At 40.3% G+C, this 26173-nt stretch carries 19 protein-coding genes; 14 read left to right on the forward strand and 5 right to left on the reverse strand.

Annotated features, from left to right (window positions below):
- The first annotated feature begins 142 nt into the window (after positions 1–142).
- From crtW to gshB, 6 genes are all read left to right on the forward strand, one after another.
- Entirely contained in the window at positions 143–904 is a 762-nt protein-coding gene (gene crtW, locus GNF10_RS08425; RefSeq protein ID WP_185586403.1) for a beta-carotene ketolase CrtW, read from the forward strand.
- Positions 905–1103: 199 nt separating this feature from the next.
- Positions 1104–2075, forward strand: a complete 972-nt coding sequence (gene cofG / locus GNF10_RS08430; RefSeq protein ID WP_185586402.1) for a 7,8-didemethyl-8-hydroxy-5-deazariboflavin synthase subunit CofG — start codon at positions 1104–1106, stop codon at positions 2073–2075.
- Positions 2076–2230: 155 nt separating this feature from the next.
- On the forward strand, positions 2231–3976 hold the full coding sequence (gene hflX / locus GNF10_RS08435) for a GTPase HflX (protein WP_185586416.1): 1746 nt from the start codon (positions 2231–2233) through the stop codon (positions 3974–3976).
- Between the two features lie 660 nt (positions 3977–4636).
- Entirely contained in the window at positions 4637–5452 is an 816-nt protein-coding gene (locus GNF10_RS08440) for an XDD4 family exosortase-dependent surface protein (protein ID WP_311774138.1), read from the forward strand.
- Between the two features lie 371 nt (positions 5453–5823).
- Positions 5824–6087 (forward strand): glutaredoxin 3, encoded by a 264-nt coding sequence (gene grxC / locus GNF10_RS08445; protein WP_185585569.1) that lies wholly within the window; start codon positions 5824–5826, stop codon positions 6085–6087.
- A gap of 211 nt (positions 6088–6298) precedes the next feature.
- The gene (gshB, locus tag GNF10_RS08450) at positions 6299–7264 is read left to right on the forward strand and encodes a glutathione synthase (RefSeq protein ID WP_185585568.1); all 966 of its coding nucleotides are present in this window, start codon (positions 6299–6301) and stop codon (positions 7262–7264) included.
- An 835-nt stretch (positions 7265–8099) separates the two neighbouring features.
- Here gshB and ftsZ read toward each other — a convergent pair.
- The 3 genes from ftsZ to GNF10_RS08465 all read right to left on the reverse strand — a co-directional run bounded on the left by ftsZ (position 8100) and on the right by GNF10_RS08465 (position 11178).
- On the reverse strand, positions 8100–9416 hold the full coding sequence (gene ftsZ, locus GNF10_RS08455; RefSeq protein ID WP_185585567.1) for a cell division protein FtsZ: 1317 nt from the start codon (positions 9414–9416) through the stop codon (positions 8100–8102).
- A gap of 58 nt (positions 9417–9474) precedes the next feature.
- Entirely contained in the window at positions 9475–9762 is a 288-nt protein-coding gene (locus tag GNF10_RS08460; RefSeq protein WP_260446127.1) for a hypothetical protein, read from the reverse strand.
- Between the two features lie 561 nt (positions 9763–10323).
- Positions 10324–11178: a cell division protein FtsQ/DivIB gene (locus GNF10_RS08465; RefSeq protein ID WP_185585566.1), complete on the reverse strand. Its 855-nt coding sequence runs from the start codon at positions 11176–11178 to the stop codon at positions 10324–10326.
- Between the two features lie 703 nt (positions 11179–11881).
- Between GNF10_RS08465 and GNF10_RS08470 the strand changes: the two genes are divergently transcribed.
- Together GNF10_RS08470 and GNF10_RS08475 are read left to right on the forward strand one after the other, a co-directional pair.
- Complete coding sequence (locus tag GNF10_RS08470) at positions 11882–13213, forward strand: P-loop NTPase fold protein (protein ID WP_185585565.1); 1332 nt, start codon at positions 11882–11884, stop codon at positions 13211–13213.
- A gap of 99 nt (positions 13214–13312) precedes the next feature.
- Positions 13313–18358 (forward strand): hypothetical protein, encoded by a 5046-nt coding sequence (locus tag GNF10_RS08475; RefSeq protein WP_185607138.1) that lies wholly within the window; start codon positions 13313–13315, stop codon positions 18356–18358.
- A gap of 100 nt (positions 18359–18458) precedes the next feature.
- On the opposite strand, the gene GNF10_RS08480 is transcribed toward GNF10_RS08475, so the two are convergent.
- Complete coding sequence (locus GNF10_RS08480; protein ID WP_114086116.1) at positions 18459–18809, reverse strand: hypothetical protein; 351 nt, start codon at positions 18807–18809, stop codon at positions 18459–18461.
- A gap of 830 nt (positions 18810–19639) precedes the next feature.
- Between GNF10_RS08480 and GNF10_RS08485 the strand changes: the two genes are divergently transcribed.
- The 5 genes from GNF10_RS08485 to GNF10_RS38435 all read left to right on the forward strand — a co-directional run bounded on the left by GNF10_RS08485 (position 19640) and on the right by GNF10_RS38435 (position 23952).
- Positions 19640–20473: a photosystem II manganese-stabilizing polypeptide gene (locus GNF10_RS08485; protein ID WP_012411115.1), complete on the forward strand. Its 834-nt coding sequence runs from the start codon at positions 19640–19642 to the stop codon at positions 20471–20473.
- 809 nt (positions 20474–21282) lie between these two features.
- Positions 21283–22059, forward strand: coding sequence for an RNA polymerase sigma factor SigF (locus GNF10_RS08490; RefSeq protein WP_114086117.1), 777 nt, complete (start codon positions 21283–21285; stop codon positions 22057–22059).
- A 165-nt stretch (positions 22060–22224) separates the two neighbouring features.
- The gene (locus GNF10_RS08495; RefSeq protein ID WP_185585302.1) at positions 22225–23082 is read left to right on the forward strand and encodes a hypothetical protein; all 858 of its coding nucleotides are present in this window, start codon (positions 22225–22227) and stop codon (positions 23080–23082) included.
- A 2-nt stretch (positions 23083–23084) separates the two neighbouring features.
- Positions 23085–23336 carry a hypothetical protein gene (locus tag GNF10_RS08500; protein ID WP_185585303.1) on the forward strand — a complete coding sequence of 84 codons (252 nt, stop codon included), beginning with the start codon at positions 23085–23087 and terminating at the stop codon, positions 23334–23336.
- 508 nt (positions 23337–23844) lie between these two features.
- Positions 23845–23952 (forward strand): hypothetical protein, encoded by a 108-nt coding sequence (locus GNF10_RS38435; RefSeq protein ID WP_260446237.1) that lies wholly within the window; start codon positions 23845–23847, stop codon positions 23950–23952.
- A gap of 378 nt (positions 23953–24330) precedes the next feature.
- On the opposite strand, the gene GNF10_RS08510 is transcribed toward GNF10_RS38435, so the two are convergent.
- Positions 24331–25011 (reverse strand): tetratricopeptide repeat protein, encoded by a 681-nt coding sequence (locus GNF10_RS08510; RefSeq protein ID WP_114086120.1) that lies wholly within the window; start codon positions 25009–25011, stop codon positions 24331–24333.
- A gap of 643 nt (positions 25012–25654) precedes the next feature.
- Here GNF10_RS08510 and GNF10_RS08515 point away from each other — a divergent pair.
- Positions 25655–25981 carry a YbjQ family protein gene (locus tag GNF10_RS08515; RefSeq protein WP_012411120.1) on the forward strand — a complete coding sequence of 109 codons (327 nt, stop codon included), beginning with the start codon at positions 25655–25657 and terminating at the stop codon, positions 25979–25981.
- Positions 25982–26173: the final 192 nt, after the last annotated feature.

The following is a 26173-nucleotide window of genomic DNA, read 5'->3' on the forward strand; positions in this document are numbered from 1 at the left end:
ATGTTTGTACATATAATTAGAGTATTCGCACTGTCCAATTAAAAACACTGACCACTAATAGAGTTTTCTTGATGGTAGTTAGTGCTTTTTATCGTGACTATATTTTAGGAATTTTCATCTGAATACTAGGCAGAGTAAAAGCATGATTCAATTAGAACAACCACCTAATCATCAAACAAAACTGACCCCAGTAGTGAAAAATATATCTCAGTTTAAGGGAACTTTCATTGCTACGATTATCGTTGCTACATGGATCATTAGCCTGAGTTTATTACTTTCCCTTGACATCTCCAAGTTAACATTTTGGATGCTATTGCCTAGCATACTTTGGCAAACATTCTTATATACAGGATTATTTATTACATCTCATGATGCTATGCATGGGGTAGTCTTTCCCCAGAACACCAAAATTAATCATTTGATTGGGACATTAACCTTATCTTTATATGGTCTTTTACCATATAAAAAATTATTAAAAAAACATTGGATACACCATCACAATCCAGCAAGCCAAATCGACCCAGATTTTCATAATGGTAAACACAAAAATTTCTTCGCGTGGTATTTTCATTTTATGAAGGGTTACTGGAGTTGGGGACAAATCATTGCCTTGACTATTATCTATCACTTTAATAATCATGTCCTCCATATACCAACTGCTAATTTAACTTACTTTTGGGTGATTCCTTCACTTTTAAGTTCATTCCAATTATTTTATTTTGGTACTTTCCTACCCCATAGCGAACCAATAGGAGGTTATATTCAGCCTCATCGTTCACAAACAATTAACCGTCCAATTTGGTGGTCATTTATCACGTGCTACCATTTCGGCTACCATGAGGAACATCATGAGTATCCCCATGTTCCTTGGTGGCAGTTACCAGAAATTTACAAAACAAAATAGTTCTCGTTTATCTAAATATCTTGGCAAGAAGAATAACACAGTAATCTCTAGCATTAGCAGATCATTTTTTTAAATTTCTATTGATTCTTATCTCTGTGTTCTCTGCGCCTCTGTGGTTCATTAAAAAAGTAATTCTCACAACTCAGATAAAATCGCTACATATAGCTTGAACAAGGCATTCTTTGAGATTATCCTAATAATGCCAACTAATAATTCTCATCTTGTCACCTATAGCCCTGCTTATACAATCGTTCCGACTTACGAATGCTTTAATCGGTGTAGTTACTGCAACTTTCGTAGTGAACCTGGTAAAAGTCCCTGGATGAGTCTTTCAGATGCAAAGAATAGTTTAAAATCACTTCAAAACGAAAAAGTCTGCGAAATCCTCATACTCAGTGGTGAAGTGCATCCCCATTCGTCAAGGCGTGAGGCGTGGTTCGAGCGAATTTATGATTTGTGCAATTTAGCACTTTCAATGGAGTTTTTACCACACACCAATGTAGGTCCATTGAGTTTTGATGAAATGCAAAAACTCAAGAATGTTAATGTTTCGATGGGGCTGATGTTGGAACAGCTAACGCCAACATTATTAAATAGTGTACATCGACACGCACCAAGTAAATTGCCAGAAGTTCGTTTACAACAATTGCAATGGGCGGGAGAGTTGCAAATTCCCTTTACTACTGGCTTACTCTTAGGAATTGGAGAAACCTCTGATGATTGGTGGGAAACTTTAGAAGCTATATCTAACTTGCACCAACGTTACCATCACATTCAAGAAGTTATCCTGCAACCTCATAGCCCAGGAAATCAGCAAACTTTTGATGCACCTCCTTTTAATCCCCATCAATTACCAGAAGTAATTGCTAAAGCACGTAAGATTTTATCGCCAGATATTACTATTCAAATTCCGCCGAATTTAGTTAAGGATAACTCCTGGTTACTCGCTTGTATCGAAGCTGGTGCGCGAGATTTAGGCGGAATTGGGCCAAAAGATGAAGTGAATCCTGATTATCCCCATCTTCAGGAACAGACTTTGAGAAATATTTTACAACCTGCTGGGTGGGAATTAGTGCCGCGATCGCCAGTTTATCCGCAATTTGACAGCTGGCTATCGGCAGAATTACAAACCGCAGTGAAGCGATCGCGGAATGCTATGTTATTGGTTTAACATTGCTACACCCATACCACCAAACTAGCTTCAAATCAAGACTATAGGCGACAAATTCCCAATGCATCCCTCAGAAGATATAGATAACAGCCTAAACCCTGTTGTAAAATAGACATAAGAAGGATTGGGGGGCCATTTACTGGTCATAAACGCCTATAGAAACTATCTACGGAAATCTCCAAGGTTTAAAGTCCAGCCAGCTGAAGCAACTACAGCGGCTGTATCACCAGCGTATACCAGGCGATCGCATCACCACGCCTGAGTTTTCCCAGCGTCTGGCAGCAATTAGCACAGAAGTCAATCAGCCTGTGTGCGCCTACATCAACCGTCGCGGACAAGTGATTCGCGTCGGGGTAGGCACACCGCGTCAAACGCAAATACCACCGATGGAATTGCCCCGTTACGGTGCAGAACGACTCAGTGGTATTCGTTGTATTGCCACCCATCTGAAGCCAGAACCGCCAAATGAAGCGGCACTCACGGCTATGGCCCTGCAACGCTTAGATGCCCTAGTTGTCCTAAATATTACCGGAACCGGTTTTACACGGCGGGGAGGCGGTGCAACTGGGTATGTCAAAGAAGCTTATCTAGCTCATCTAATACCCCAAGAGTCTCGCACCCTGATTACTAGTCCTGCTGCTTTCAAAGTAGAAGAGAGCAAAATTCAAACCCCAAGTTGGAATATATCGCCACCTATGGGCTTGGATGATTTGGCAGACCAAGATTTAGTAGACTTGGTAGAAAATCTGGAAGCAGAATTCCAGCGCGAATTTATTGCCCAGGAAGTACATGCTGACCACGATCGCGTGCTAATTGTGGGGCTGATGACCAGTGAGACAACTCCCCTACAATTCCAAGATACTCTAGCAGAATTGGCACGTTTAGTTGATACTGCTGGGGGAGATGTATTACAGACAATACAACAAAAGCGATCGCGCGTTCATCCCCAAACAGTAGTTGGTGAAGGTAAAGTGCAAGAAATTGCCCTAACTGCCCAAACACTAGGAGTTAATCTTGTCGTCTTTGACCGCGACCTCTCACCTTCCCAAGTCCGCAACTTAGAATTGCAAATTGGTATCCGGGTAGTTGACCGCACCGAAGTAATTTTGGATATCTTTGCTCAACGCGCTCAGTCCCGTGCCGGTAAATTGCAAGTAGAACTAGCACAGTTAGAATACATGCAACCGCGACTGGCTGGTAGAGGTCGCACCATGTCCAGATTGGGTGGTGGCATAGGAACTCGTGGCCCTGGTGAAACAAAACTAGAAACCGAACGCCGTGCGATCGGGCAGCGTATTTCTCGGCTACAAAAAGAAGTAACCCAGTTGCAAGCCCATCGTTCGCGGTTACGGCAACGAAGGCAGCATCGAGAAATTCCCTCAGTAGCTTTGGTTGGATATACTAACGCTGGTAAGTCTACCCTGTTGAATGCTCTCACAAATGCAGAAGTTTATACAGCCGACCAACTATTTGCCACTCTCGATCCTACCACCCGCCGCCTGGTGATTCCTTATGGCGAAACCAATGAACATCAGGAAATTCTGATTACAGATACGGTAGGGTTCATACATGAACTGCCTGCATCATTAATGGATGCCTTCCGCGCCACCTTGGAGGAAGTCACAGAAGCTGATGCCCTACTGCATTTGGTGGATTTGTCACACCCAGCTTGGTTGCGTCATATTCGCTCAGTCAGAGAAATCTTAGCGCAAATGCCAATAACTCCTGGCCCGGCGCTAGTTATTTTTAACAAGATCGATCAAGCAAATAGTGAGACACTAGCTTTAGCTAGAGAAGAATTCCCCCTAGCGGTATTTATTTCAGCGAGTCAGCGCTTGGGATTAGAAACCCTACGTCACCGCCTTGCTCAACTAATTGAATATGCCGTTGACAGTAGGTAAATGTTGAGTAACTAATTCAGTGTTAGCACTTTATATTAGTGTCGTGAATATTCAACTTTTGGGAAGGCGATAAATTGCCTTCCCTTATTTATTGCATTTTTATATTTGAGTTCCAGTGAGTTTGTTCAAAAATCAAGTCTGATTTTGAATAATATTTTAAATAAAACCCTGATAAAGCTGTCTTTTCACCTCAGTATGTTTTCAAGCATCAAATAGGAGCCCTATATTTAATTTAGCTCATCTACTTAGTGAAATATTAAAATATCTAATCGTGTAGATTGGCGTGAGATACCTGTTACAGCCTGGTTTTATCCAGGTAAGGCTGCACTCTATTAACCTACAACTCTTCCTCATAGAATAATCAACACTCCTAAAAATCTGTTGATTAAGTAATAATAGTGAGAAACAAAATATTGATTATTCAGCGTGAATATAAACAATTTTAATTTAAAAATTATATCAAGTATAAATACTGAAAATCTCCATTAATTCAGAAAAAATATATTGATAATTCCAAATTTAAATTTTTAGCTAACCTCGACAAACAACGTAGACAATTGGTATTACTTTGTGTAAATTTAGACATTGGTAACTTCCATCAAAGAGTTATTTTGAGAGGTCTTAAATATCCTCAATAAAAAGAAAAGGAGTTTCAATCGAGTGTCTCAACCATATTCCAAGAAAATAGCGGGTTATGCAGTCTGTTGTATATCAGCATTAGCTGTGGTGACAGTTTCACAGATGTCCCAAGCAGATGCAGCCTCTATGACTTTCTCAGTCACAGGAACTAACTCAGCATCAAAGAATGCTTTGGCATCATCAGTTGTCTTTGATGACTTACTCAATCCAGGTAAGTTGACAGTGACCCTGACGAACATGAAAAATGTATCAGTCCCTTCTGATGTTCTTACATCAGTCTTTTGGGACTATGCTGGATCTCCCTTAAATTTATCGTTAATTTCAGCAACAGCTGCAACGGTCACTCAAAAAACCCCCTCTACCACTACAAATAATGTAAATCTTCTCAATACTCCTAATGGCAAAGAATGGGCATTTGCATCTACTACCAATTCCGCAGGACTTAAGGGAATAACTCAAGACTATGGTTTAGGTACTGCCGGCTTGGGTATTTTTCAAGATATTGGTGGACAGCAGCAAGTGAATTACGGCATTATTGATGGCTACAATGCTAATGCAAATTCACCAATTAAAGGAGGAAGCTTTGTTGACAATTCGGCCACGTTCGTTTTGTCAGGACTGCCCACTAACTTTGATATAAGCAAAATTGGTAGTGTTCGCTTCCAATATGGCACCAATTTAAGTGAGCCTAGCATTATAAAAGCACAAGGAAATTATTATAGTCCTCCACCTCCTCCACCTAAAAAAGTACCTGAACCTGGGACAACAGCCGCTCTTGGTTTATTTGCAGTGGGTGCATTGAAAGTAATGAGGAAAAAATCTTTAGTAGTAGCCTAAGTGACAGTTTTCTAGTTCTCAATACTGAGAGATACTAGATACTTCCATAAAAGTAAATACTGTTTTTAGAAAATCAAGTGTGCATACCCTATATTCTGTAAAAATTGATTAAGTACAACATGGTGTAAATAGGCTAATAATTATAAATCGTTGCAAAGCTTTCATTGTTTCTAGGCTTTTCAACGATTTTTCGTTTTGCATAGTTCTGCACAAAAAGCTGGCTAAGTGTAACGCATCTCGAAGGAACTCAGCGAAACCAATAACTGAATTTAGTTAGCCACTTCTGAAAGTAAAGTCAAAACGGCATAGAACACCTACAGCCAGTTGCAACGTTCTAAAATTAAAAAGTATTAAATCAAGTTGAGGACATTATGGCTGCAAAAGTAGAAATTTATACTTGGAGGACTTGCCCGTTTTGTATCCGTGCCAAAAGTTTGCTGAAGAGTAAGGGTGTTGAATTTACAGAATACAGCATTGACGGAGATGAGGCAGCCAGAAATAAAATGGCTAAAAGAGCAAATGGACGGCGCTCTTTACCGCAAATTTTCATCAATGATGACCATATTGGTGGTTGTGATGATATCCACGCTTTAGACAGTCAAGGCAAGCTAGATGAGCTACTAACTTCCGTGTAAGTCTAGAAGATATTGCACTAGCGACAAGCCACTGCAAATTACACGGCAGTCGCTACAACTCTGTTTACGAATTTTTCTCGCAAAAGTATTTGTCCACAAGACTTTACCCTCCAGTTCCTACTCAGCAGTACAGATGTACGTCAATTAGTCAGATCATCAAGAGATAATAATTGAACAACCATTTAATTTCTTGGTGATTGAGGTATACAGGGTGAAACTGGCTTTTATCATTGATCCCATCCATCTGCTTGACCCATGTCATGATACCAGCATTGCCCTGATCGAAGCAGCGCAAATCCTGGGACACGAAGTTTGGGTAACTCAAGGAAATCTGCTGAGTGTAGTGGAGGGCAAAGCTTGGGCTGTCCTACAGCGAGTCGAACTTGTACCAGTGCAGTTGGTGGAGAGACGCTGGATAGCGGCGAATCCTTGGTATAAGTTGAGCGATTCCTCGTTAACTTCTTTAGAGACAATGGATGCCGTATTTATGCGGACAGATCCACCTGTCAATGATTCCTACCTCTATGCCACCTACATTCTCGATTATGTTGACCAAAATAAAACTCTGCTGATTAACAGTCCTAGTGGTATTCGAGGGGCAAATGAAAAAATGTATGCCCTCCAGTTTACCAAAGTGATTCCAGAAACGATTGTCAGTGCTGATAAGCAGTTTATTCGGCAATTTGTCGAAGCAAAGGGGGCAGCTGTTCTCAAACCACTGGGGAACAAAGCCGGGGAAGGAATTTTATTTTTGCAATCGAGCGATCGCAATTTTAACTCCATTGTCGAACTCAGTACCCTCCAAGGTCGAGTGCCAGTAATGGTACAAACCTATCTACCGGAGGCAAAAGAAGGTGATAAACGCATTATCCTGCTCAATGGCGAACCGATTGGTGCGCTCAATCGCCTCTCTAGCGGAAGTGATTTTCGCAATAATATGGCAACTGGTGGTACAGTCGCTCAAACTGAAATTACCCCAAGAGAACATGAAATTTGTACTCAAGTAGCCGAACGCTTACGCCAAGACGGTTTAATTTTTGTGGGTATAGATGTTATTGGTGGCTACTTAACTGAAGTTAACGTCACCAGTCCTACGGGAATTCGTGAAATTGATCGTCTAGATGGTACTAACCTTGGTCATCAGGTTATTCAATGGATTGAACAGTCATTGAATTGAAGAACGCAGGAAGAGTAAATCAGTAGGGGTCAAATCCCCTGCTGATTTGAAGCCACTGAATTAAAGTTCACTCAAGGTCTTATCTACTGGTGAAGGCAGTTCAAAAATACAGGCGGTTTTCATTCTGCCTCTTGCCTTCATTGATAAATGTAAATTATTTTTACTTGGTGTCCTATTTTCTAAAAAATACAATTACTTCGGGTGCTTGCGTAGGCAACTCACCCACCCACGCACAATACTTTTCGGTTAAACCCAATAATCTCTTTTTTGGACTGGGGAAAGGTTAAAGGGCAATGGGGAAAGGTAAATTTAAACCCTTTCCCTTTCCCCTTTCCCCCAAAACCCGAAAAGTATTGCACCCACGCAGCTTTGTTTATACAGAATATAAGTTTAATGAATGGCGGTGGTAGATGTGCAATGTCTACGTCTGGATTTCTCACAAGTGAGAAATCCAAGGGGTGTAGGAGGTGTGGGAAGTGTGGGAGGATGAGGAAGAAGTCTTACCCCCCACACTCCCCACACTCCTCTTCTCCCTCTGCCTACACTATGCATGAGAAATCCGGGTACGACGGGCTACATTTAAGCATTTCTAGTTGGCCAGGTCTTCTGATTTATTTGTTCCAAAAGCAAAGCTAGACATGGGAGCCAGCAGAACCCTGCCCAAGTTAATTTTATAAGTAGCGTTAACAAATTTCTTTACCAATTAGCAAAATTAGGGATGGCAACGGATTGCTTATCCCTGCTTTTGGTAAACCCTGAAACTAACAGATTTTATACAGCACTCAGCCTAACCTGAGACTGCTAATTTAATCTAAAATCTCAAATCCAAAATCTTTTAATTCCGTGGTCTTTGTCGGTTTCTCAAGAAGTCAGGTATATCCAATCCAGGTTTTTCTTTTGGTTCTGGAGTTGGAGTTGGAGTTGGAGTTGAACTTGGAGTTGAGTTTGGGGGATTAACTGCGGGTTGTTGTGTTGTTGGTCGCTTGGAGGTATTAGGTGCGACTCGAACGCTAGCCACGCTTTGTTGTACCGCAGCTTGCACTTCACCTGTAAACCCGGTGGCAATTACAGTAATTCTGACCTCACCTTGGAGCCTGTCATCAATTACAGCCCCAAAAATAATATTGGCGTTGGGATCAACTACTTCGTAGATTGCTTCTGCGGCTGCATTCACTTCATGTAAAGTAAGATCAGTACCACCTGTAATATTAAATACAACCCCTCTAGCACCTTCAATAGAACATTCTAGTAACGGTGAAGAAATAGCTGCGATCGCAGCTTCTCTGGCTCTAGATTTTCCAGAACTAACGCCAATTCCCATCAATGCCGATCCTGCATCTGCCATCACAGCCCGAACATCAGCAAAGTCAACATTTACCAAACCGGGAATTGTGATGATATCAGAAATACCTTGTACCCCTTGACGCAACACATCATCTGCATAGCGAAAAGCTTCTTGCACAGGTGTTTGTTCGGGGATCACTTCCAGCAATTTGTTGTTGGGAATAATGATCAGTGTATCTACTCTACTTTTTAGCCCTTCAATACCTTGTTCCGCTTGACTGGTACGGCGGCGACCTTCAAACACAAATGGACGTGTAACTACCCCAACAGTGAGAGCGCCCATTTCTTTGGCTACTTCTGCCACGATTGGGGCTGCACCTGTTCCAGTACCACCGCCCATACCAGCTGTGATAAATACTAGGTCTGCACCCTCTAAAGCTGTAGCAATTTCGTCTCGTGATTCCTCAGCTGCCTTTTGACCAATCGCAGGATTACCACCTGCTCCTAAGCCCCGCGTTAGCTTTTGTCCAATTTGCAATCTACTAGGAGCGCCTGCCAGAGTTAAAGCTTGGGCATCAGTATTAATTGACCAAAACTCTACACCAGAGACATCAGATTCGATCATGCGGTTAACGGCATTGCCACCGCCGCCACCGACACCAATCACTTTGATGTTGGCAACCCTACCAGGAACAATTTCCCCAATGCGGCTATTTTCCGTAAAAATTTTCTTATTATCGTGATTTTGTCCGAAGTTCATCCCAGAATTATTAAAGGGATTGGTCGAGTTAACTGCCAGAGAAAACCCAGGCTGTCCCGGAGATTGGGAATTTTTATAGGTGAGTCCTTGGTTATTATCAAGTGTCATTAGATTTGTGAGAGGGTAGATAAACGACTTTTCCAGGTGCTATTCACTTAAGAGTCAACTATAAGTTTGACACTGCCACAATCCTATGGCACTGTTCTTTATTGTTTTCACTACTGCCAAGCCTAACAGAATTGGCGGTATGAAAATTTGCTATGAGATCAGCTTTTAATGCAGCCGATCGCACAGCCAATTCTAGAGAAGTATACCTATATTTATCCAAAAGTGACTTGTATAACTTCAACCAGACATTAATCTCTTCATTCTTCTCATCGGAGGGCATAACTTCTAAAGACACACTACAGCGTATCTTATCTGCCTCAATAATATTGTTAATAGGTTTCACCATTGGGGATAATTGCAACTTTAGACACAATATTTACCTGATACTTACTTATTCTTAAGGTTGAAGCAAGCAAGAATTTACTTGTCAGACTATACCTGATTAATTTGTTGTTTGGGTGGTCTTAATGGACACTTTGTTAGAGCAATAGTCTATCTTACGAGAACCCTCACTAGTGTGGTCAACAAATCAAGATTTTCCTAGAGGTTTCGTAACCCAATTAAGAATTATGGTACAGAATAGTCCAAACTGATTGCCCAAAAGTAGCCTTTACGCAACCTTTGGTAGTACTTTAAGTTACAGTTTTTAATTTCAGTAACCTGTCTTTGGAACTATCCTCAACAGACCAAAGTTCGATTGTCAGACATCTTGCACCCTACTATTAGATGTTAGGGTAACAATTTGAGAGTGTTTTACTCACAAGAGAGATTTCATGATTGATCTTCTCATTTTAATTAGAAGTTAATGCCGATTTTCGCGTGAGTTGCTAGAAAACTGAAAATAATAAATATATTTATCAGCATAAAGCTTCTTAATTTACTAAGAGCTATTAATACATTAAACACGCTAGATATCTTTAGGGTTTTTGGGAGTTAATTTTTGGTCTTTTTGGTTCATTTGTACTAAGGGGAAATCGGGATTTTTCAGATCAATATACTCTATTTGACCAGAATCGAGTTTCGCTGATAAATGGCGCATTTGGGCGAGTACCTTAATTTGTTCAGATAACAGGGTACCTGGAACGCCAAGATGCACATTTCCTAGTTCTGTTTTTAAAATTAAATTCGCTGGATTTTGGCAATCAATTTCCACTACTTTCACAGTACTTTGGCTGATAGCTTGATGAATTTGAGTCCAGTTGAGACAGTATTGTTTGGGCGATCCAATTACTCTGAGATTGGGTAATTTCTTAGTGGGATTCAGTGATGTGTATTTTTCTAAAGGTATCCAGGCCCCACTTGCATCTAATAAGCCGATTGTGACTTTTTTATTGCCAGTGCCCTGATTTACCCCACTTGCTGTTTGAGTCATTGCAACAGGGACTCGTTCTTGAATTTCGATGTTTAATCCGGGGGGAAACAGGCGACGTCTCACGATCGCTTGAGCAATAGTTGGTTGTTTTTTCAAAGAGTTTGCGATCGCTGCTGGTTCAATCCGCCACAAAGATTGGGGGTAAGATAGCACTAATAGGGATTGAGTCGTCTCATCTGACAGTAATTGATTGCCTGATTTCATCACTACTTGTTTGGGAGTTTTTAACACCCATACTGGTTGAACTGCTACCCACAACAATCCACCTGCCAAACCGGTAATGGCAAAGGTTCGCCAAATAGCTTGAATAATTCTCATCTGCCGTCGCCGACGTAATTTTTTACGACGCTGGGCAAGATCCGTGCGGGAAACTGATATTATGCCAGCCATTCAAACCCCTTTCTGGTTACAATCCAAATTCCTTGACGCGCTTGTATCATTAATTAATTTCAGTAAACACTGTCGGCATCTCTTAGCCGCTCTCCTCAAGACTTTTTTTATTTTTAGTAACACTTTACAGTAAGTACACAACGAACGTAGTCTCTAGTTATCCTTCCTATTAAAGTTTCCGGTGTCCATTCTTAACTCACTGTTGTCTTTTTGACAAGGGACATAAAACATTTTTTCTTTAAAGATTACAAAATCTTAATTTAAATATTTCTGATTTTGTTTTATTGACAAATAGAATGTGAAGTGATAGATAAGTCTTCCTTTATCTCTGTATAGATTGCTATAATTCATACTAGTCATGTCTCATCAACTATACAAACAGGGAATAATATAATCGAGTAGCTTTTTTTACTGATTAACTCCGTCATCCAGGTTTGTGTCAGGTTAAAGAAAAGCTATGAGATTGTCAAAACCTCAATAGTAGGTGTAAAAAGGACAGATATGTTTAAGGTTATTAGGGTCAATTAAATCTCTATCATACTACTGACAGATACTGACAGTGATCCTGTAATAAGTGCTGTCTTTTGCAAGACACTACCAACTTGCGAATTAATTGTGTGCCTACATCAAAGTTAGAGATTGTTTGTATAAAAAATACGAGTTAATTGCATCTACACGCGCGTCTACATACACCTATACATACATGAAAACGACATTCAATTTGTCACGTTTTTATAAAGCATGTAACCCAAGCTACACGCTTAATATAAGCAACGTGTTAGATCGCCAGTATTACATAGATTTTGCTGATGTCCGTGGTTGCAAAATTGTCGAAGAATTGCAACGGACTATAGTTCGGATTTCTCCTGATGAGCCAACCTGTCAATTATTTACGGGTCACATTGGCTGCGGTAAATCAACGGAATTACAGCGCCTCAAAACAGAATTAGAATTGGCAGGATTTCATGTGGTTTATTTTGAGTCCAGTCAAGACTTAGACATGGCGGATATTGATATCAGCGATATTTTGCTGAGTGTAGCCCGTCAAGTCAGTGCCAGTTTAGAAGGCATTAACATCAAATTTAAAGGTGGTTACTTTACCAATTTGTTTAAAGAAGTAGGCGATTTTTTACAAAGCCCTATAGAGCTTTCTGGACAAGCAGAATTATCTTTGGGTATTGCCAAAATTACCGCCAAAACCAAAGATAGCACTCAGATGCGGAATCAATTGAGGCAATATTTAGAACCACGTACCAATAGTATTTTACAAGCGATTAACGAAGAAATTTTAGAAAGGGCTATTGAACAGTTAAAGCTGCGAGGTCAAAAAGGACTGGTAGTGATCGTAGATAATTTGGATCGAGTTGATATGCGTCCCTTAGCATCAGGGCGATCGCAACCAGAATATCTCTTTATAGACCGAGGCGAACAGCTACGTCGGCTCAAATGCCACCTAGTTTACACAATTCCCCTAACATTAATTTTCTCCAATGAGTATGAGACACTGAAAAACCGCTTGGGGGGAGGCATTGCGCCAAAAGTCTTGCCAATGGTATTAGTGCGGCAAAGAGATGGCAGTGACTACGAACCAGGGATGTCACTAGTACGCCAGTTAGTCTTAGCGAGAGCTTTTCCAGAAGTTTCTTTGAATGAAAGGCTTTTACTAATTACAGAATTATTCGATCATTCCCAAACCTTGGATCGGATATGTCGCGTTAGCGGTGGCCACATTCGCAACTTATTGGGTTTACTTTATAGCTGCCTGCAACGACAAGATCCACCTTTTTCTAGAGAATGCTTAGAAGCTGTGATTAAAGACTACCGCGACGATCTGCTATTAGCTATTGATGAATCCCAGTGGGAATTATTGTTTGAAGTAGTGCAACAACAGAGAGTCAAAGGTGAGTCTGACTATCAAAGCTTACTACGAAGTATGTATTTGTTCGAATATCGTGACCCTGTGGGACGCTGGTTTGGCATCAGTCCAGCCTTGGCAGAAACAGAAAAAGTTTTAGCTTGGCAACAAAACAAGTAATAGCGCTGGGTAAGTTAATAGTCATTAGTCCTTTGTCCTTGGCCATTGGACTAATAACTAATGTCCCATGTCCCATACCCCATGCCCACCCAATAACAAATGATTACTGACAAGCAGCTACACGTCTCCACAAAAGAAAATCAGTATACCTTGCAAAGACTGATTAGAGCGATCGCACTTTCTGAAGGTCAATTTGCCCTAATTTTAGTTCGGTGTAACTATGGGCAATTGCGTGAGCAAATGTTAGGAAATATTCGCTTCATCACTAAAGATACCAATATCAGAGAAATCGTCCTCAATTCATCAACAACTTCCTTACACAACACAATAGTCACAGAACTATCCTTAGATAATCCTGCTGTTCTCACAGACTCTTTGCCATCTGCTGTTATGGTTTTTGGTATTGAGTCAGCAATCGACCTAGAAAACTTACTTACAGGCATTAACCAAGCGCGAGATATCTATGCGGCAACTTTCCCATTTCCAGTAGTGTTGTGGCTACAAGATGAAGTTGCATCATTGTTGTCCAGATTAGCACCTGATTTTAAAAGTTGGGCTGCAACTACGATTAAATTTGAAATGGCAAAAGCAGATTTAATTGCTTTGATCCATCAAGAAGCAGAATCTTTATTTGCCAAAGTTTTAGAAGCAGGTGCTGAAACATTTTTATCTAATGCCTCTCTAGATTTAGATCCTAAGTCTCAACACCGCCACGAAATAGAATCAGCCCGTAATGATTTGCTGCGCCTATATGGTGTTCAATTAACACCAGGATTAGAAGCTAGTTTGGAATTTGTGTTAGGACGAGATAAATATGCCAACGATCAACTTAATGGTGCTTTAGGTAATTATCAAACAAGCCTAGCATTATGGCAGCAGGAAACCAAGAGAGTAGCTGAGTTGGAGAGTAATTCTGCTTTACCTCTCTCATTTCCTCACCCTCCCTCGCTTTTACTCAAGCAAGCAATAGTACTATTCCACCTGGGGCTGTGTTATCACCGCATGGCAGACTTACACCACAATAGTAATACTAGGTATTGTGAACATGCTCTCTTGTGGTTTAAACAATGCCTGGATGTATTGGAGGAAGTACAAAGAGAAGACTTAGTTGCTAAATTTATTTTGCCTGCTTGTGAAATGCTGCAACGGTTACAAACTTGGGACGACTTAAAAAAATTAGCTCAAAAGTCATTACTTTTAAATAAAACCTATGGAACTCCTGCACAAATTGCTCAAAATTATGGTTTTTTGGCAAATGTGGCAATTTCAGAGTCGAATTGGGTACTAGCTCATGAATTAGCGAATGCAGCACTTTCTATTTCTGAAGAAGCAACAGAAGTTTCTCTGCGAGATGCTTTGCAAACACGACGACAAGAAAGTTGGTATCTTCTGTTGCTTGCACGTACACAGCGAAATTTAGGTGAATCAGAAGAAGCGATAAATAACCTAGAATGGGCGAGGGTAGTTTGTGAGCTACAACATCAGCCATCACTATATTTAGAGATTTTAGAGGAACTGCGATCGCTTTACTTTTTTGAGCGTCATAACTATACAGAAGCCTTTAAACTCAAGCAAGAAAAAATTCAGATAGAACATCAGTATGGGTTTCGCGCCTTCATTGGCGCAAGTCAGTTACAGCCGCAACGATCTAGAATTAACCCAGCATTGGAACCTCAAAAAATACCGTTTATTCCTGAAGGAGTTGCCCAAGAAATATCAGCTTCAGGACGACAGCAAGATGTTAATCGTTTGATTGAAAGAATTAGTCGTGCTGACTATAAACTTACAGTAATTTATGGGCCATCAGGCGTAGGTAAAAGTTCAATTCTCAAAGCTGGTTTAGTCCCAGCACTGACAGGAAAAGTTATCGGAGAACGCATTCCTATACCTATTGTTTTATCTGTTTATACTGATTGGCTCACAGTCTTAATAAGCAGTCTCAACCAAGCACTGGCATACACAGGAATATCAGTTAATCCTGACTCTACATTCAATATACTGTTAGAAAAAATTCGTTTAGCAACCGAGCGCAACTATACAATAATTATCATATTAGACCAGTTTGAAGAATTGTTTTTTATAAGTAATCCTCCTACGCAAAGAATAGAATTTTATCAATTCTTTAGTGAATGTTTAAATATTTCATTTGTAAAAATTATTCTTTCGTTAAGAGAAGATTACTTACATCATTTATTAGAATTTGAACGCTTGAGCCAAAAAAATAGTATTGGACTATATGATTTAGGTATAATTAATAAAAATATTCTCGATAAGGACATTCGCTACTATCTAGGAAAATTCTCTAGTCAGGATGCTAAAGCCATAATTCATAGTCTTACTCAACGTTCTCATTATGAACTGAGTGATGAATTAATTAACCGATTAGTCCAGGATTTGACAGGAGAACTAGATGAAGTACATCCAATTGAATTACAAATAGTTGGCGCTCAACTACAAATAGAAAATATTACTACCCTTGGACAATACAAGCTTTGCGGGGGCTCGGCAAAATTGGTTGAACGCTGGCTAGGGGAAGTGATCAAAGACTGCGGCCCAGAGAATGAAGAGTTAAGTTGGAAATTATTATTTGAGTTAACTGATGAAAAAGGGACGCGACCGTTAAAAAGTAAAGCTGATTTAGCAGCTGCATTAGTTAATAACCATGATATAGAAACAATATCAAGCTTTAACACAGTTGGGGAACTGATTTTAGAAATATTGGTGGGTTCAGGTTTGGTGTTGCGAGTCAGAGAAGAGTTGGGCGATCGCTACCAGCTAGTTCATGATTATTTAGTTGAACCAATTCGCCAAAAAAACAACTATGGTATGCTCGCCGAGTTTGAAAAAATCAAACTTGAAAAGATTAAAGCAGAAGTAGCTCAACAACTGAGTCAAAAGCAACTCAATTTAGTGTTGCAACGGCGACTACGAGAAGCACGGTTTGTAGGCGCAATGTTGGCAATCATGGGGGGAACAATAGCAGCATTATGGTGGCAAGCCGACTTGCAGAAAACAGCAGCAATTCACCAAACTCTACGGGCTGAACGTAGTGAAACCAACTTGAGGATTAGTGGAATCACAGCTGCTAGCGAAGCTCTATTTGCGTCTAATAAAGAGTTTGATGCTTTATTAGAAAGTTTGCGGGCTTGGAGAGAACTAAAACACGCAGACGGAGTGCAACCAGATACGCGAATGCGGGTGATAACAGCCCTGCAACAGGCGGTTTATGGGGTGACAGAAGTCAACCGCCTGGAAGGGCACACTGATATTGTCTGGGGAGTAACTTTCAGCCCAGATGGTCAAACTTTAGCATCAGGTAGCCGAGATCAGACTGTGAAAATTTGGCATCCTGATGGTACTTTACTCCAAACCCTCAAAGGTCACACTGATGCTGTTACCTGTGTAAGCTTCAGCCCAGATGGTCAAACCCTAGCGTCCGCCAGCCTCGATAAAACAGTACAAATCTGGAGTAAAAACCCGGTTACAGGTGATTTTGATCCCAAGCCATATAAAACCCTGAAAGGACATAAAGATTGGGTTTATAGCGTTAATTTCAGTCCTGATGGCGAGTTGTTAGCTACTGCCAGTAAGGATACAACCATAAGAATTTGGCGCAAAGACGGTACATTAGTAAAAATCCTGAGAGGACATCAAGGGTGGGTTAACTGGGTAAACTTTAGTCCCGATGGTCAATTAATCGCTTCGTCCAGCGATGACAAGACAGTGAAAATCTGGCGACGGGATGGTAGCCTGGTTACAACTTTGCAGGGACATCAGCAGGGTGTAACTATAGCTGTCTTCAGCCCCGACGGTAAATTTTTAGCTTCAGCAGGTCGAGACAAGACAGTAAAACTTTGGCAGAGGGAGATTAACGATACTAAAGACGGTTTTGACTTTCGTCTTTACAAAAATTTACGACAACATAGCAGTACAGTATGGAGTTTGAGCTTTAGTTCTGATAGTAAAAAGTTAGCTTCCGCAGGTGAAGACAATACCATAAACCTCTGGAGTATAACTGGTACTTTACTCAAAACCTTCAAAGGACACAGTGATGCTGTTGTTACTATCGCTTTCAGTCCGAATAACAAATTGCTGGCTTCAGGAAGTTTCGACAAAAGTGTGAAACTATGGAATTTAAATGCCCCCACACCCTCTACTCTTCAAGGGCATCAAGATCGAGTTTTAAGCGTTACTTGGAGCCCTAACGGTCAGATGCTAGCTTCTGGTAGCAGCGATCGCACTGTAAAACTCTGGAAGAAATACACTAGTAATGGCGAGGTCAAAACTCGACTTTACAAAACTTTAGTGGGGCACACAAGTAAAGTTCCTAGTGTCAGTTTTGACCCCAAGGGTAAAATGCTGGCTTCAGGAAGTTATGACAAAACCGTGAAACTTTGGCGGCTTGACGGTACTTTAATCATGACTCTTCACGGACATAGCGATAGTGTGATGAGCGTGAATTTCAGCCCCGATGGTCAGTTTTTGGCATCAGCTAGCAAAGATAAAACCGTGAAACTTTGGAATCGTCAAGGTAAGTTACTCAAAACCTTGGTGGGGCATCAAGGGTGGGTAAATAGCGTAAATTTCAGCCCTGATAGTCAGATTTTAGCCTCTGCCAGTGATGACCAAACTGTAAAACTGTGGAACCGTGAAGGCAAATTGCTCAAAACTTTTTCGCCCCATGACAGTTGGGTGTTAGGTGTCAGCTTTAGTCCCACTGATGAGTTGCTGGCTTCTGCCAGTTGGGATAACACAGTAAAACTGTGGCGACGGGATGGTACGTTGTTAAAAACCTTATTAAAAGGGTATAGCGATAGCGTCAACGCTGTAACTTTCAGCCCCAATGGTGAATTGCTTGCCGCCGCCAGTTGGGATAGTACAGTAAAACTTTGGAGTCATGAAGGCAAATTAATTAAAAGTCTGAATGGGCATCGTGCCCCAGTGTTAAGTGTCAGTTTTAGCCCAGATGGTCAAACACTAGCATCAGCTAGTGATGACAACACGATAATTCTGTGGAATTTAAATCTTGACGATCTGCTTGTTCGTGGTTGCGACTGGGTGGGTGATTATCTCAAGCACAACCGTAATCTTGAGGAGCGCGATCGCTTTCTTTGTAATGGCATATCCACTAAAAACTCTTTTTAATTATGAATTAAGTTGAAGCCTCAATGAGCAACCGCTCTTGGTTTAGCGGTTGATGAGGCGATCAAAGTTGTTAATTCAGAGCTAGAAAATAATTTTCGAGCTAATCAGCAAAGGAGCGATCGCTCTCTAAAACTTCACGGCTATTTTCTGGGGAAGCCTCTTGTGGCAAATTCGCTAGAAAAGCTTGTAGTCTCATACGCTCGATATAAGGCCAGCCTCCCTCAGACTCAATATCTTTTAGGAGTGAGTAAAGTTGCCGACGGTTAACAGGCAGACTCTCTTGAAAAACCCCATCTCGGATCTCTCTGTGTAACTGTTCCAATTGCCTAAGCAAAGCCAAAAGAGCTACAGTCTCACCTTCACAACCCTGCACGGCATCATACACCACAGTTGCGATCGCTTGCAGTTTACAGGACAACTCCCCTGATTCCAGATTTTTGTTATGGTTCATGCCAACTTTTCCGTATAAATGAGGCCAACTCAAATTTACCGGAGATTTTTAATTTTCCCTAGTTTGCCAGTACTTACTCTAGACATTGAGCCAAGAAAATGAAGCTAATGTAAGCTTTTAGATGGTTTTTTGCTAGAGTCGACGCCTTTGCTCTTCCCTGCACTTACCTAAGTAAGGGTTGAATATAACTAGATTTGTATCTTTATTAAAAGCAATTGCGATCGCTCCCAAAAGAGCGTAGTAACCTTTAGCATAGCCTCCACATCAGCTAGATGCGATGGGGACGAGACTTTGTTAATTAAGAGTACTTTGATTTTGAGTTAAAAAAAATCGTATGATCTGGCTAATTTACCCATCAAACAATGGGCTGTATGTAGTAGCGTCACATACATGATACAAAAAGACTTGGGCGACGCTGCTTTTGCAATTGGCAAAAGCAAAGTGCAAAGCAGACAACTCTCTTCGCACTCTTTGAGGCAAGCACTTATGCTGCTTTGTGTAGCGCTTACTCATCTACCCGCCCAACTCTAACAAATGCCACCAACAGTAAAACTGCTGGTTTTTTGCTCCTTAGTTACACACATCCAAAAAGGATACAGTGTGCGACTTATTCTGGGGTTTACTCCCCAAGCTCAAGAGAACGACACGTTTAACTACGTTTAGCAGAGAAAAGTTTGACTGGCGACTTCCAGCCTATACGCCCTGACATTTGTTTCAATTCTGGTAATCAGAGCAACGCAGTGTCAGTTCGAAGATGGCTTTTCGTCATAAATCAAAGCTTCGATGCAGTTTTACAACTTAGATATTAATTTTTGAGATTGAGGTTGACCATGAGGTATCGCGCTTTAATTGTTGCATTCTTGGCTTTGTGCCTGGGACTAATAACTGCTTGTAGTGATGCTCCTGCTACTAGTAGTAGAGATGTACTTACTTACGACCAAATTCGTGGCACTGGCTTGGCAAACAAATGCCCCCAACTAGCCGAAACAAGCCGTGGTTCCATTCCCATTGATTCTAGCCAGTCTTATGCCATCAAAGAACTTTGCTTAGAACCAACTAGCTTTTTCATCAAAGAAGAACCTGCTAATAAACGCCAAGAAGCAGAATTTGTTGCTGGTAAATTGTTAACTAGATACACTTCCACTATTGACCAGGTACAAGGCAACCTAAAAATCAACTCAGATAATAGCTTGACCTTTGAAGAAACTGATGGTCTTGACTTCCAAGCCATCACCGTACAACTTCCTGGCGGTGAGCGAGTACCTTTCCTCTTCACCATCAAAAACTTGGTTGCTCAAACCCAACCCAGTTTGAGCAGTATTAACACCTCTACGGACTTTGAAGGCACTTTCAAAGTTCCTTCCTACCGTGGTGCTGCCTTCCTAGATCCCAAAGGCCGTGGTGTCGTCAGTGGCTACGATAATGCCGTAGCTCTCCCCGCCCAAGCGGATGATGAAGAACTTACCCGCACTAACGTCAAGCGTGCTGAAAATCTTAACGGTAAGATTTCTCTGCAAATCGCTAAAGTAGATAGTTCTAGTGGTGAAATTGCTGGTACTTTCGAGAGCGAACAGCCATCTGATACAGACTTAGGTGCTGGCGAACCGAAAGAAGTCAAGATTCGCGGTCTATTTTTTGCACGGGTTGAATCGACTCGTAGCTAATCTAGAGTTAGATAACTAACCTGGCATTCAGAACTACAATTCTGTAAATATCAGGTTTGTTCGCAAAAACTAACTTCTTTGCCCACATTTTCAGGGCTGTTTCATTCCTATAAAAGCCTTACAGAGACGAAAAGAGACAAGAGAAGAATTTATACTTCCCTTGTCCCCAGTTTTTCAAGAGGCTTTGAAAGAATGAAACAGCCCTGCCTTTTTTCAGGGTAGTACATAGGTTTCTCACAAAGCGGGGAAAGTATAAAGCCTAATATGCTTGGGTTAGTGATATTTTGCCCTGCAATATCTCTTCAGTACAACAAAGTGCGAGATTGCTCTTTGTTGTGTTTACTTGCGTAAATATACATACTATTTTTCAAATATTATTAGTTAATTTTAATTGTTAGATGAATTTCGGTTTAATTGACAGGTAATTTTACTGTAAATCAAACTTTTACTATCTAATAAAATTCCGACTATTGTTGTTTTGTTTTGGGAAATTAGCTTCACCATTAATTAATTAAAGTTACGTAAAATCTCGGTTTGATATTTAGTGATTAATTTTATATTTTATTTCTATGTAGTTCTAAAAATAGCTACAGATTATCCCAAAGATAAATAACAAACTAAATACCAACTTCACCCATTTAAATTTTGCGCGGTTGTCAAACAATTCTATTGGAATTTTGCTGAAAAAAAGTTGTTAATCCCATAGTAATTGCTATTACATATAGCGCGATATTCTGTTTAATATCGCACAATCGCAACTATTTAAAAGTGAGTAATTGATTGTTAATTTACTCAATAAACACGGTGCTATGCCTACCACAGTCACCAATGAACTAAAACATGAAATTTGGCAGTTGTTGCGAGAATATCAGCAATCTCGGTCAGAAAATGTTCGCAATCAACTCGTAAAACTCAATTTTGGACTTGTAAGAAAAGAAGCTCACTACTGGACAAATCAATGTCATGAAACCTACGATGATTTGCTCCAGGTTGGATGTTTGGGTTTAATCAGAGCGATTGAAAAATTTGAACTTTCCAAGGGACATGCCTTTAGTTCCTATGCGCTTCCTTATATTCGGGGTGAAATTCAACACTATCTCCGAGATAAAGGTGTTACTGTGCGAATTCCTCGGAAGTGGTTAGCACTCCAACAGCAAGCAATAGGAGTGTCACGTTCTTGGCGTGAAAAGCATAATCGCCAACCAACAGATACCGAATTAGCAACAGCGCTAGAAATTTCTCCAAATGAATGGCAAGAAATTAAGTTAGCGTGGATAAATCGCGCTCCCTTGAGTCTTGATGTGCCAATCCAAGATGGAGAAGAAGGTTCTACTTGTTTAGGAGAATTGGTTCCCGATCCTCACTATCGCAGCTTTCAATTGGCACAAGAAGACCAACTTCGCTTGCAACAAGCATTGGTTCAACTCGAACAACGCACCCGTGATGTCTTGGAATGCGTGTTTTTACAAGATTTGACACAAAAACAAGTTGCAGAACATCTCGGGATAAGTGTCGTGACAGTTTCCCGTAGAGTCAAGAAAGGTCTGGATTTGATGAAACAGCTTATGGGTGTAGCAGACGATTAACTGCAAATAAACTAAACCCGCAGTTATGCTGGGATGTTAGTGTTAAAAATAACCCTTGAAATGTAAAAAATTAGGTTATAAAGGTAACATACTTTGCCTTTGATACAAATTTTAGGCATGTATATTTCCATTTTTCAATTTTCCAATGGCTTTTGAGAACAGCTCATGGGCAGAAATTCAAAAATTACAATTGCAGCTATTTTAGCCTTAGCGATCGCTGGATGTGCTTCTGAAGATACACAACAAGCCGTTAATCCTGCGCCGATTCCTAAAATAGTAGCAAAGTCTCCACCAACGGCTCAATCCTTTAAGAATCCAGTGATACCTGCCAAACAGGTTTCACAAGTTACTCCTGCATCTGTTAACTTGATTCAATCCACTAATCCTACAGAGCGGGCACCGTTAATTCTAGTATCAAAAGAGCGGACTGACCCGTTTGCCCAAATTTTTGGACAGGCGGTTTCGGGAATACCTAAAACATCCGGGACTGGAAAACCTGTTCCTATCTTGCCTAAGCTACCGACTGCATCTCTAGCAGGACGCAAACTTCCAACACCTCGCATAGCTTTAAATCAGAAGAAAAATAATATTGCTTCTGTACCAAAAAAAGTTAATTCTACTTTGACTTCAGTCTTACCTAAGGTTTTGCCTCAAGTTGTCCCCAACCCGACTTTAGTATCTGTATTGCCACCAGCAGCACAACCTGAGTTAGCAAGGGCAGTTATTGTGACTGGTGTAGTTCTAATTAGTAAGGAACCGCAGGCAATTATCAAAGTACCAGATGAGCCAACGAGTCGCTATGTGCAAGCGGGACAGCGATTAGCAAATGGCGTACTGATTAAGCGGATTGAAATGAATGGAGGCTCTAACCCGATTGTAATTCTCGAACAATTTGGTATCGAAGTTGCCAAAATGGTAGGGGAAGGGCCTGTCAACTCAACACCATCAGCTACATCTGCTAATGGCAATCCTATTTCAGTGGCAACGCCCTCCTCGAATCCTCTTAATGTTGGAGCTTCATAGAGATGGAGACTAAGGAAAAAATTGAATTCGCTGGTTGTCCTTTAGCTGTCTATAGAGAGATAGCAGCTCATTTACGTCAAGTTGAAGGGGTGGAAGTGGATTTAATTCCCCAATCATCCCAACAGTTTGATTATAATCAAAGTCAAATTGGTGGTTTGTCCATCTCGTGGACAGCGAATTCTGGTTCACAAAGTCGGCAACAAGTTAAGCAAATTTTGGCTTACTATCAAAATCGCTATATAAATCCTATTTGATTTGTGAAAATTCAAGCCTTAGATTCCCGATTTCTCTAAGAAGTCGGGAATTTTGTTGTTCATAAATCAATATGGTTCAAAGCGTTACTTATATAAAATCTTGGGTTTTTGAGACGCGATAAATCGCCGTCTCTACAAGTGTTTTGGTCTGATCTGAACTGTATTACTTCATAAATGACCGAGTAGGACTATGGTGTTTGACGACTTAATAAGTAGGTAGACATAATTAAATATAAAATAAACTCTTAGTTTGTAGTGAGCGATTTATCGCTCAGAGCAAGGATTATCAGGACTAAAGTCCTTACTACAAACTTTAAATTTATTTATGCCTAGATACTTACCAATTATTTATTAAACTGCACAAAACCAAGCTTGGTGAAACTTGGGAATTTTGCCCCTTGTTTGGGAGCAACCTCAGAGAAAATCTGTATTAGTACTGAGGTAATGGCTGAAGGATGTTGAGTTAGCAGAAAAATGTAATGATTTGGTAAAAATCCTGTCTGGGGGTATGAAAGGACAGTTGCAGATTGCGAGAGCCTTATTGCATCAACTGCAAATTCTGTTTTTGGATGAACCAACGATAGAACTAGACCCCCAAACCAGGCGAAGTCTCTAGGAAATTATTCGGTATTTAAATAAACAAGGAGACGATGCTACTGACGACCCATTATATGGATGAGGTTGAATTTTTCTGCGATGCTTTTTGCTTTACCAAGCGAGGACACATCGGTATTATGGATAGCGATAGGCTGATTTGTTTGGGAACTTTACAACAGCTCTGTTCTGTTAACGGAAAAGGTTTGTGATGAAGCAATTGGGTGTGTCTGAAGTGGGAAATGATAGCGTTCGTAGTTGAGAATATTTGTTTTTCCCAATCTTTGGAAGCAGTAAATGTCTACTTAAACGAATAGCCCGATCAAACCGGAATGGTGCTGCGTCCCTCTAATCTGGAAGATATTTTTGTGGAATTAACGGGACGCTAGTTAGATTAACCTCATCCTCCTAACTGCCGCAGCATAGCTTCTACTCTGTCCACTCCTTGTAAGTCATTGCGCCGCTTGTATAAGTCGCGGGCTTTTTGAAGCAAGCTGTTGGCTTGTTTGGTTTGTCGTCGCTGTTTATACATCGAACCCATCAACTCATAAGTCTGGGCGTTGTTTTTATCCAAATCTATTGCTTGTTGATATGCCCAAGTCGCAGCATTATAGTCTCCCATACGAGATTGGGTCACAGCTAATCCTAAATAGGCGTTAACGTTATTACGGTTTAGCTGTATGGCCCGACGGTAACCTTCTTTTGCCCCAGCGGTGTCTCCCAAATTGGCTTTGATGTAACCCACAGCGTAATAAAAATCACTGTTGTTAGGGTTGATGGCGATCGCACGACGATAAGAAGTTAGTGCTGCCTGGTAATTTCCCTGTTGAGCGTATAGGTAGCCAATACCTGAATGGATTTTAGCATTTTTGGGATCTAGACTAGCTGCTTGCTGATAAACTGCGATCGCACCACCATAATCGCCACTATCTACTAACCTCCGTCCTTCTTCTAGTAGTTGCTTTAATTGTGGGTTTTTGGCTTGCGCCACTAATACCTGAGCTTGAGCTACTGAAGGTATGGTGAAGGCAAAACATCCTAGTAACACCACACTAAACACGAATGATGTTGGCTTGTACACAGTAAATTTCCTGAAATTTTAGAGGACTTTTTTCTTGTACATTAAAACAAAAATATGGATTTTTGAAAACTGTATTTATTCGTATGAATTTAGATGTTAATAGTTCATTCACTGTTCCTTTACATTCAGCACTCCATAAGAGAGTTTTGACTGAAGAATAAGTATAAACTATCAACAATCGAATGCAGTTATCCTATATAAAACAGTACAGCAACAAAACGACACGTTTTTTAATCGGTATTTATACGCATTCCTCGAAAAATATCAATAGGCACTTAACTTAATCCTATATCTTGATAGGTCAACCTTACAGGGTTTGATATTCATTGATGTTTATTATTTAATTTAATAATTTGCTAACTCTGCATATTATTTCTAGTCTTTTATACTACCTTTTTAGAAGTAATCATCCCGGCATTAACATCTTTTTATGGTCATTACACGGTAAGATAAATTTAATCAGTCAAATGTTCCTTTAAGTCCTAGTTTCTGGTGAGGACAATACTAAAGCTGAAAGCGCAATCTCAAGTTGTGGGAGAAGATGTTTATTCAACCTAATATTTTGTAATCAAAGTTACAATTTTTCACACATTTGGATTAAGATCTGAATAATCAATATGTATATTATCTAGGAGGTTAATTTATGATTATAACTACTACTGATGTAATTCAAGGAGCCGTGATTGAGTCATATTTAGGTATTGTGACAGCCGAAGTAGTCTACGGCAGCAATTTCTTACGGGATTTTTTGGCTGGTATTCGTGATATTATCGGTGGACGCACTGCTAGCTATGAGCGTTTATTTGAGCAGGGTCAACGCAAGGCATTAGAAGAATTAGAACAACGGGCACAACGTTTAGGAGCAAATGCTGTAATCGGGATTGAAATTGATACTGGCACAATCAATCTTGACCAATCAGGAGTTCTTTTGCTGATTACTGCCACAGGCACTGCTGTAAAAATGCGTTAGCTTTTATTGGCTATCTAAATTATTTGTTAGGAATTTAATAAGTACTACAAGCTTTTTTACTAAGTTAAAGCTCCAGTCAGATAGATTGTTTTATTATGCCAAGAGAGAAGTGTATTTTAATTTAAGTATTTTCTTGAAACATATCTAGAAAATTATTAAAAAATAAATACTCAATTATAAGATTAATATTGT

It is taken from the genome of Nostoc sp. UCD121 (genome assembly GCF_014222285.1).
Classification (GTDB): Bacteria; Cyanobacteriota; Cyanobacteriia; order Cyanobacteriales; family Nostocaceae; genus Nostoc.

What these genes read in the sequence shown, in the direction of transcription:
- GNF10_RS08465 (WP_185585566.1), bottom strand. Translation starts at nt 11,178, where the DNA reads ATGGCTGGCATAATATCAGTTTCCCGCACGGATCTTGCCCAGCGTCGT.
- GNF10_RS38435 (WP_260446237.1), top strand. Translation starts at nt 23,845, where the DNA reads ATGAAAGGACAGTTGCAGATTGCGAGAGCCTTATTGCATCAACTGCAA.
- GNF10_RS08475 (WP_185607138.1), top strand. Translation starts at nt 13,313, where the DNA reads ATGATTACTGACAAGCAGCTACACGTCTCCACAAAAGAAAATCAGTAT.
- GNF10_RS08515 (WP_012411120.1), top strand. Translation starts at nt 25,655, where the DNA reads ATGATTATAACTACTACTGATGTAATTCAAGGAGCCGTGATTGAGTCA.
- cofG (WP_185586402.1), top strand. Translation starts at nt 1,104, where the DNA reads ATGCCAACTAATAATTCTCATCTTGTCACCTATAGCCCTGCTTATACA.
- GNF10_RS08495 (WP_185585302.1), top strand. Translation starts at nt 22,225, where the DNA reads ATGGGCAGAAATTCAAAAATTACAATTGCAGCTATTTTAGCCTTAGCG.
- GNF10_RS08480 (WP_114086116.1), bottom strand. Translation starts at nt 18,809, where the DNA reads ATGAACCATAACAAAAATCTGGAATCAGGGGAGTTGTCCTGTAAACTG.
- GNF10_RS08470 (WP_185585565.1), top strand. Translation starts at nt 11,882, where the DNA reads ATGAAAACGACATTCAATTTGTCACGTTTTTATAAAGCATGTAACCCA.
- grxC (WP_185585569.1), top strand. Translation starts at nt 5,824, where the DNA reads ATGGCTGCAAAAGTAGAAATTTATACTTGGAGGACTTGCCCGTTTTGT.
- GNF10_RS08490 (WP_114086117.1), top strand. Translation starts at nt 21,283, where the DNA reads ATGCCTACCACAGTCACCAATGAACTAAAACATGAAATTTGGCAGTTG.
- GNF10_RS08460 (WP_260446127.1), bottom strand. Translation starts at nt 9,762, where the DNA reads ATGGTGAAACCTATTAACAATATTATTGAGGCAGATAAGATACGCTGT.
- GNF10_RS08485 (WP_012411115.1), top strand. Translation starts at nt 19,640, where the DNA reads ATGAGGTATCGCGCTTTAATTGTTGCATTCTTGGCTTTGTGCCTGGGA.
- crtW (WP_185586403.1), top strand. Translation starts at nt 143, where the DNA reads ATGATTCAATTAGAACAACCACCTAATCATCAAACAAAACTGACCCCA.
- GNF10_RS08500 (WP_185585303.1), top strand. Translation starts at nt 23,085, where the DNA reads ATGGAGACTAAGGAAAAAATTGAATTCGCTGGTTGTCCTTTAGCTGTC.
- ftsZ (WP_185585567.1), bottom strand. Translation starts at nt 9,416, where the DNA reads ATGACACTTGATAATAACCAAGGACTCACCTATAAAAATTCCCAATCT.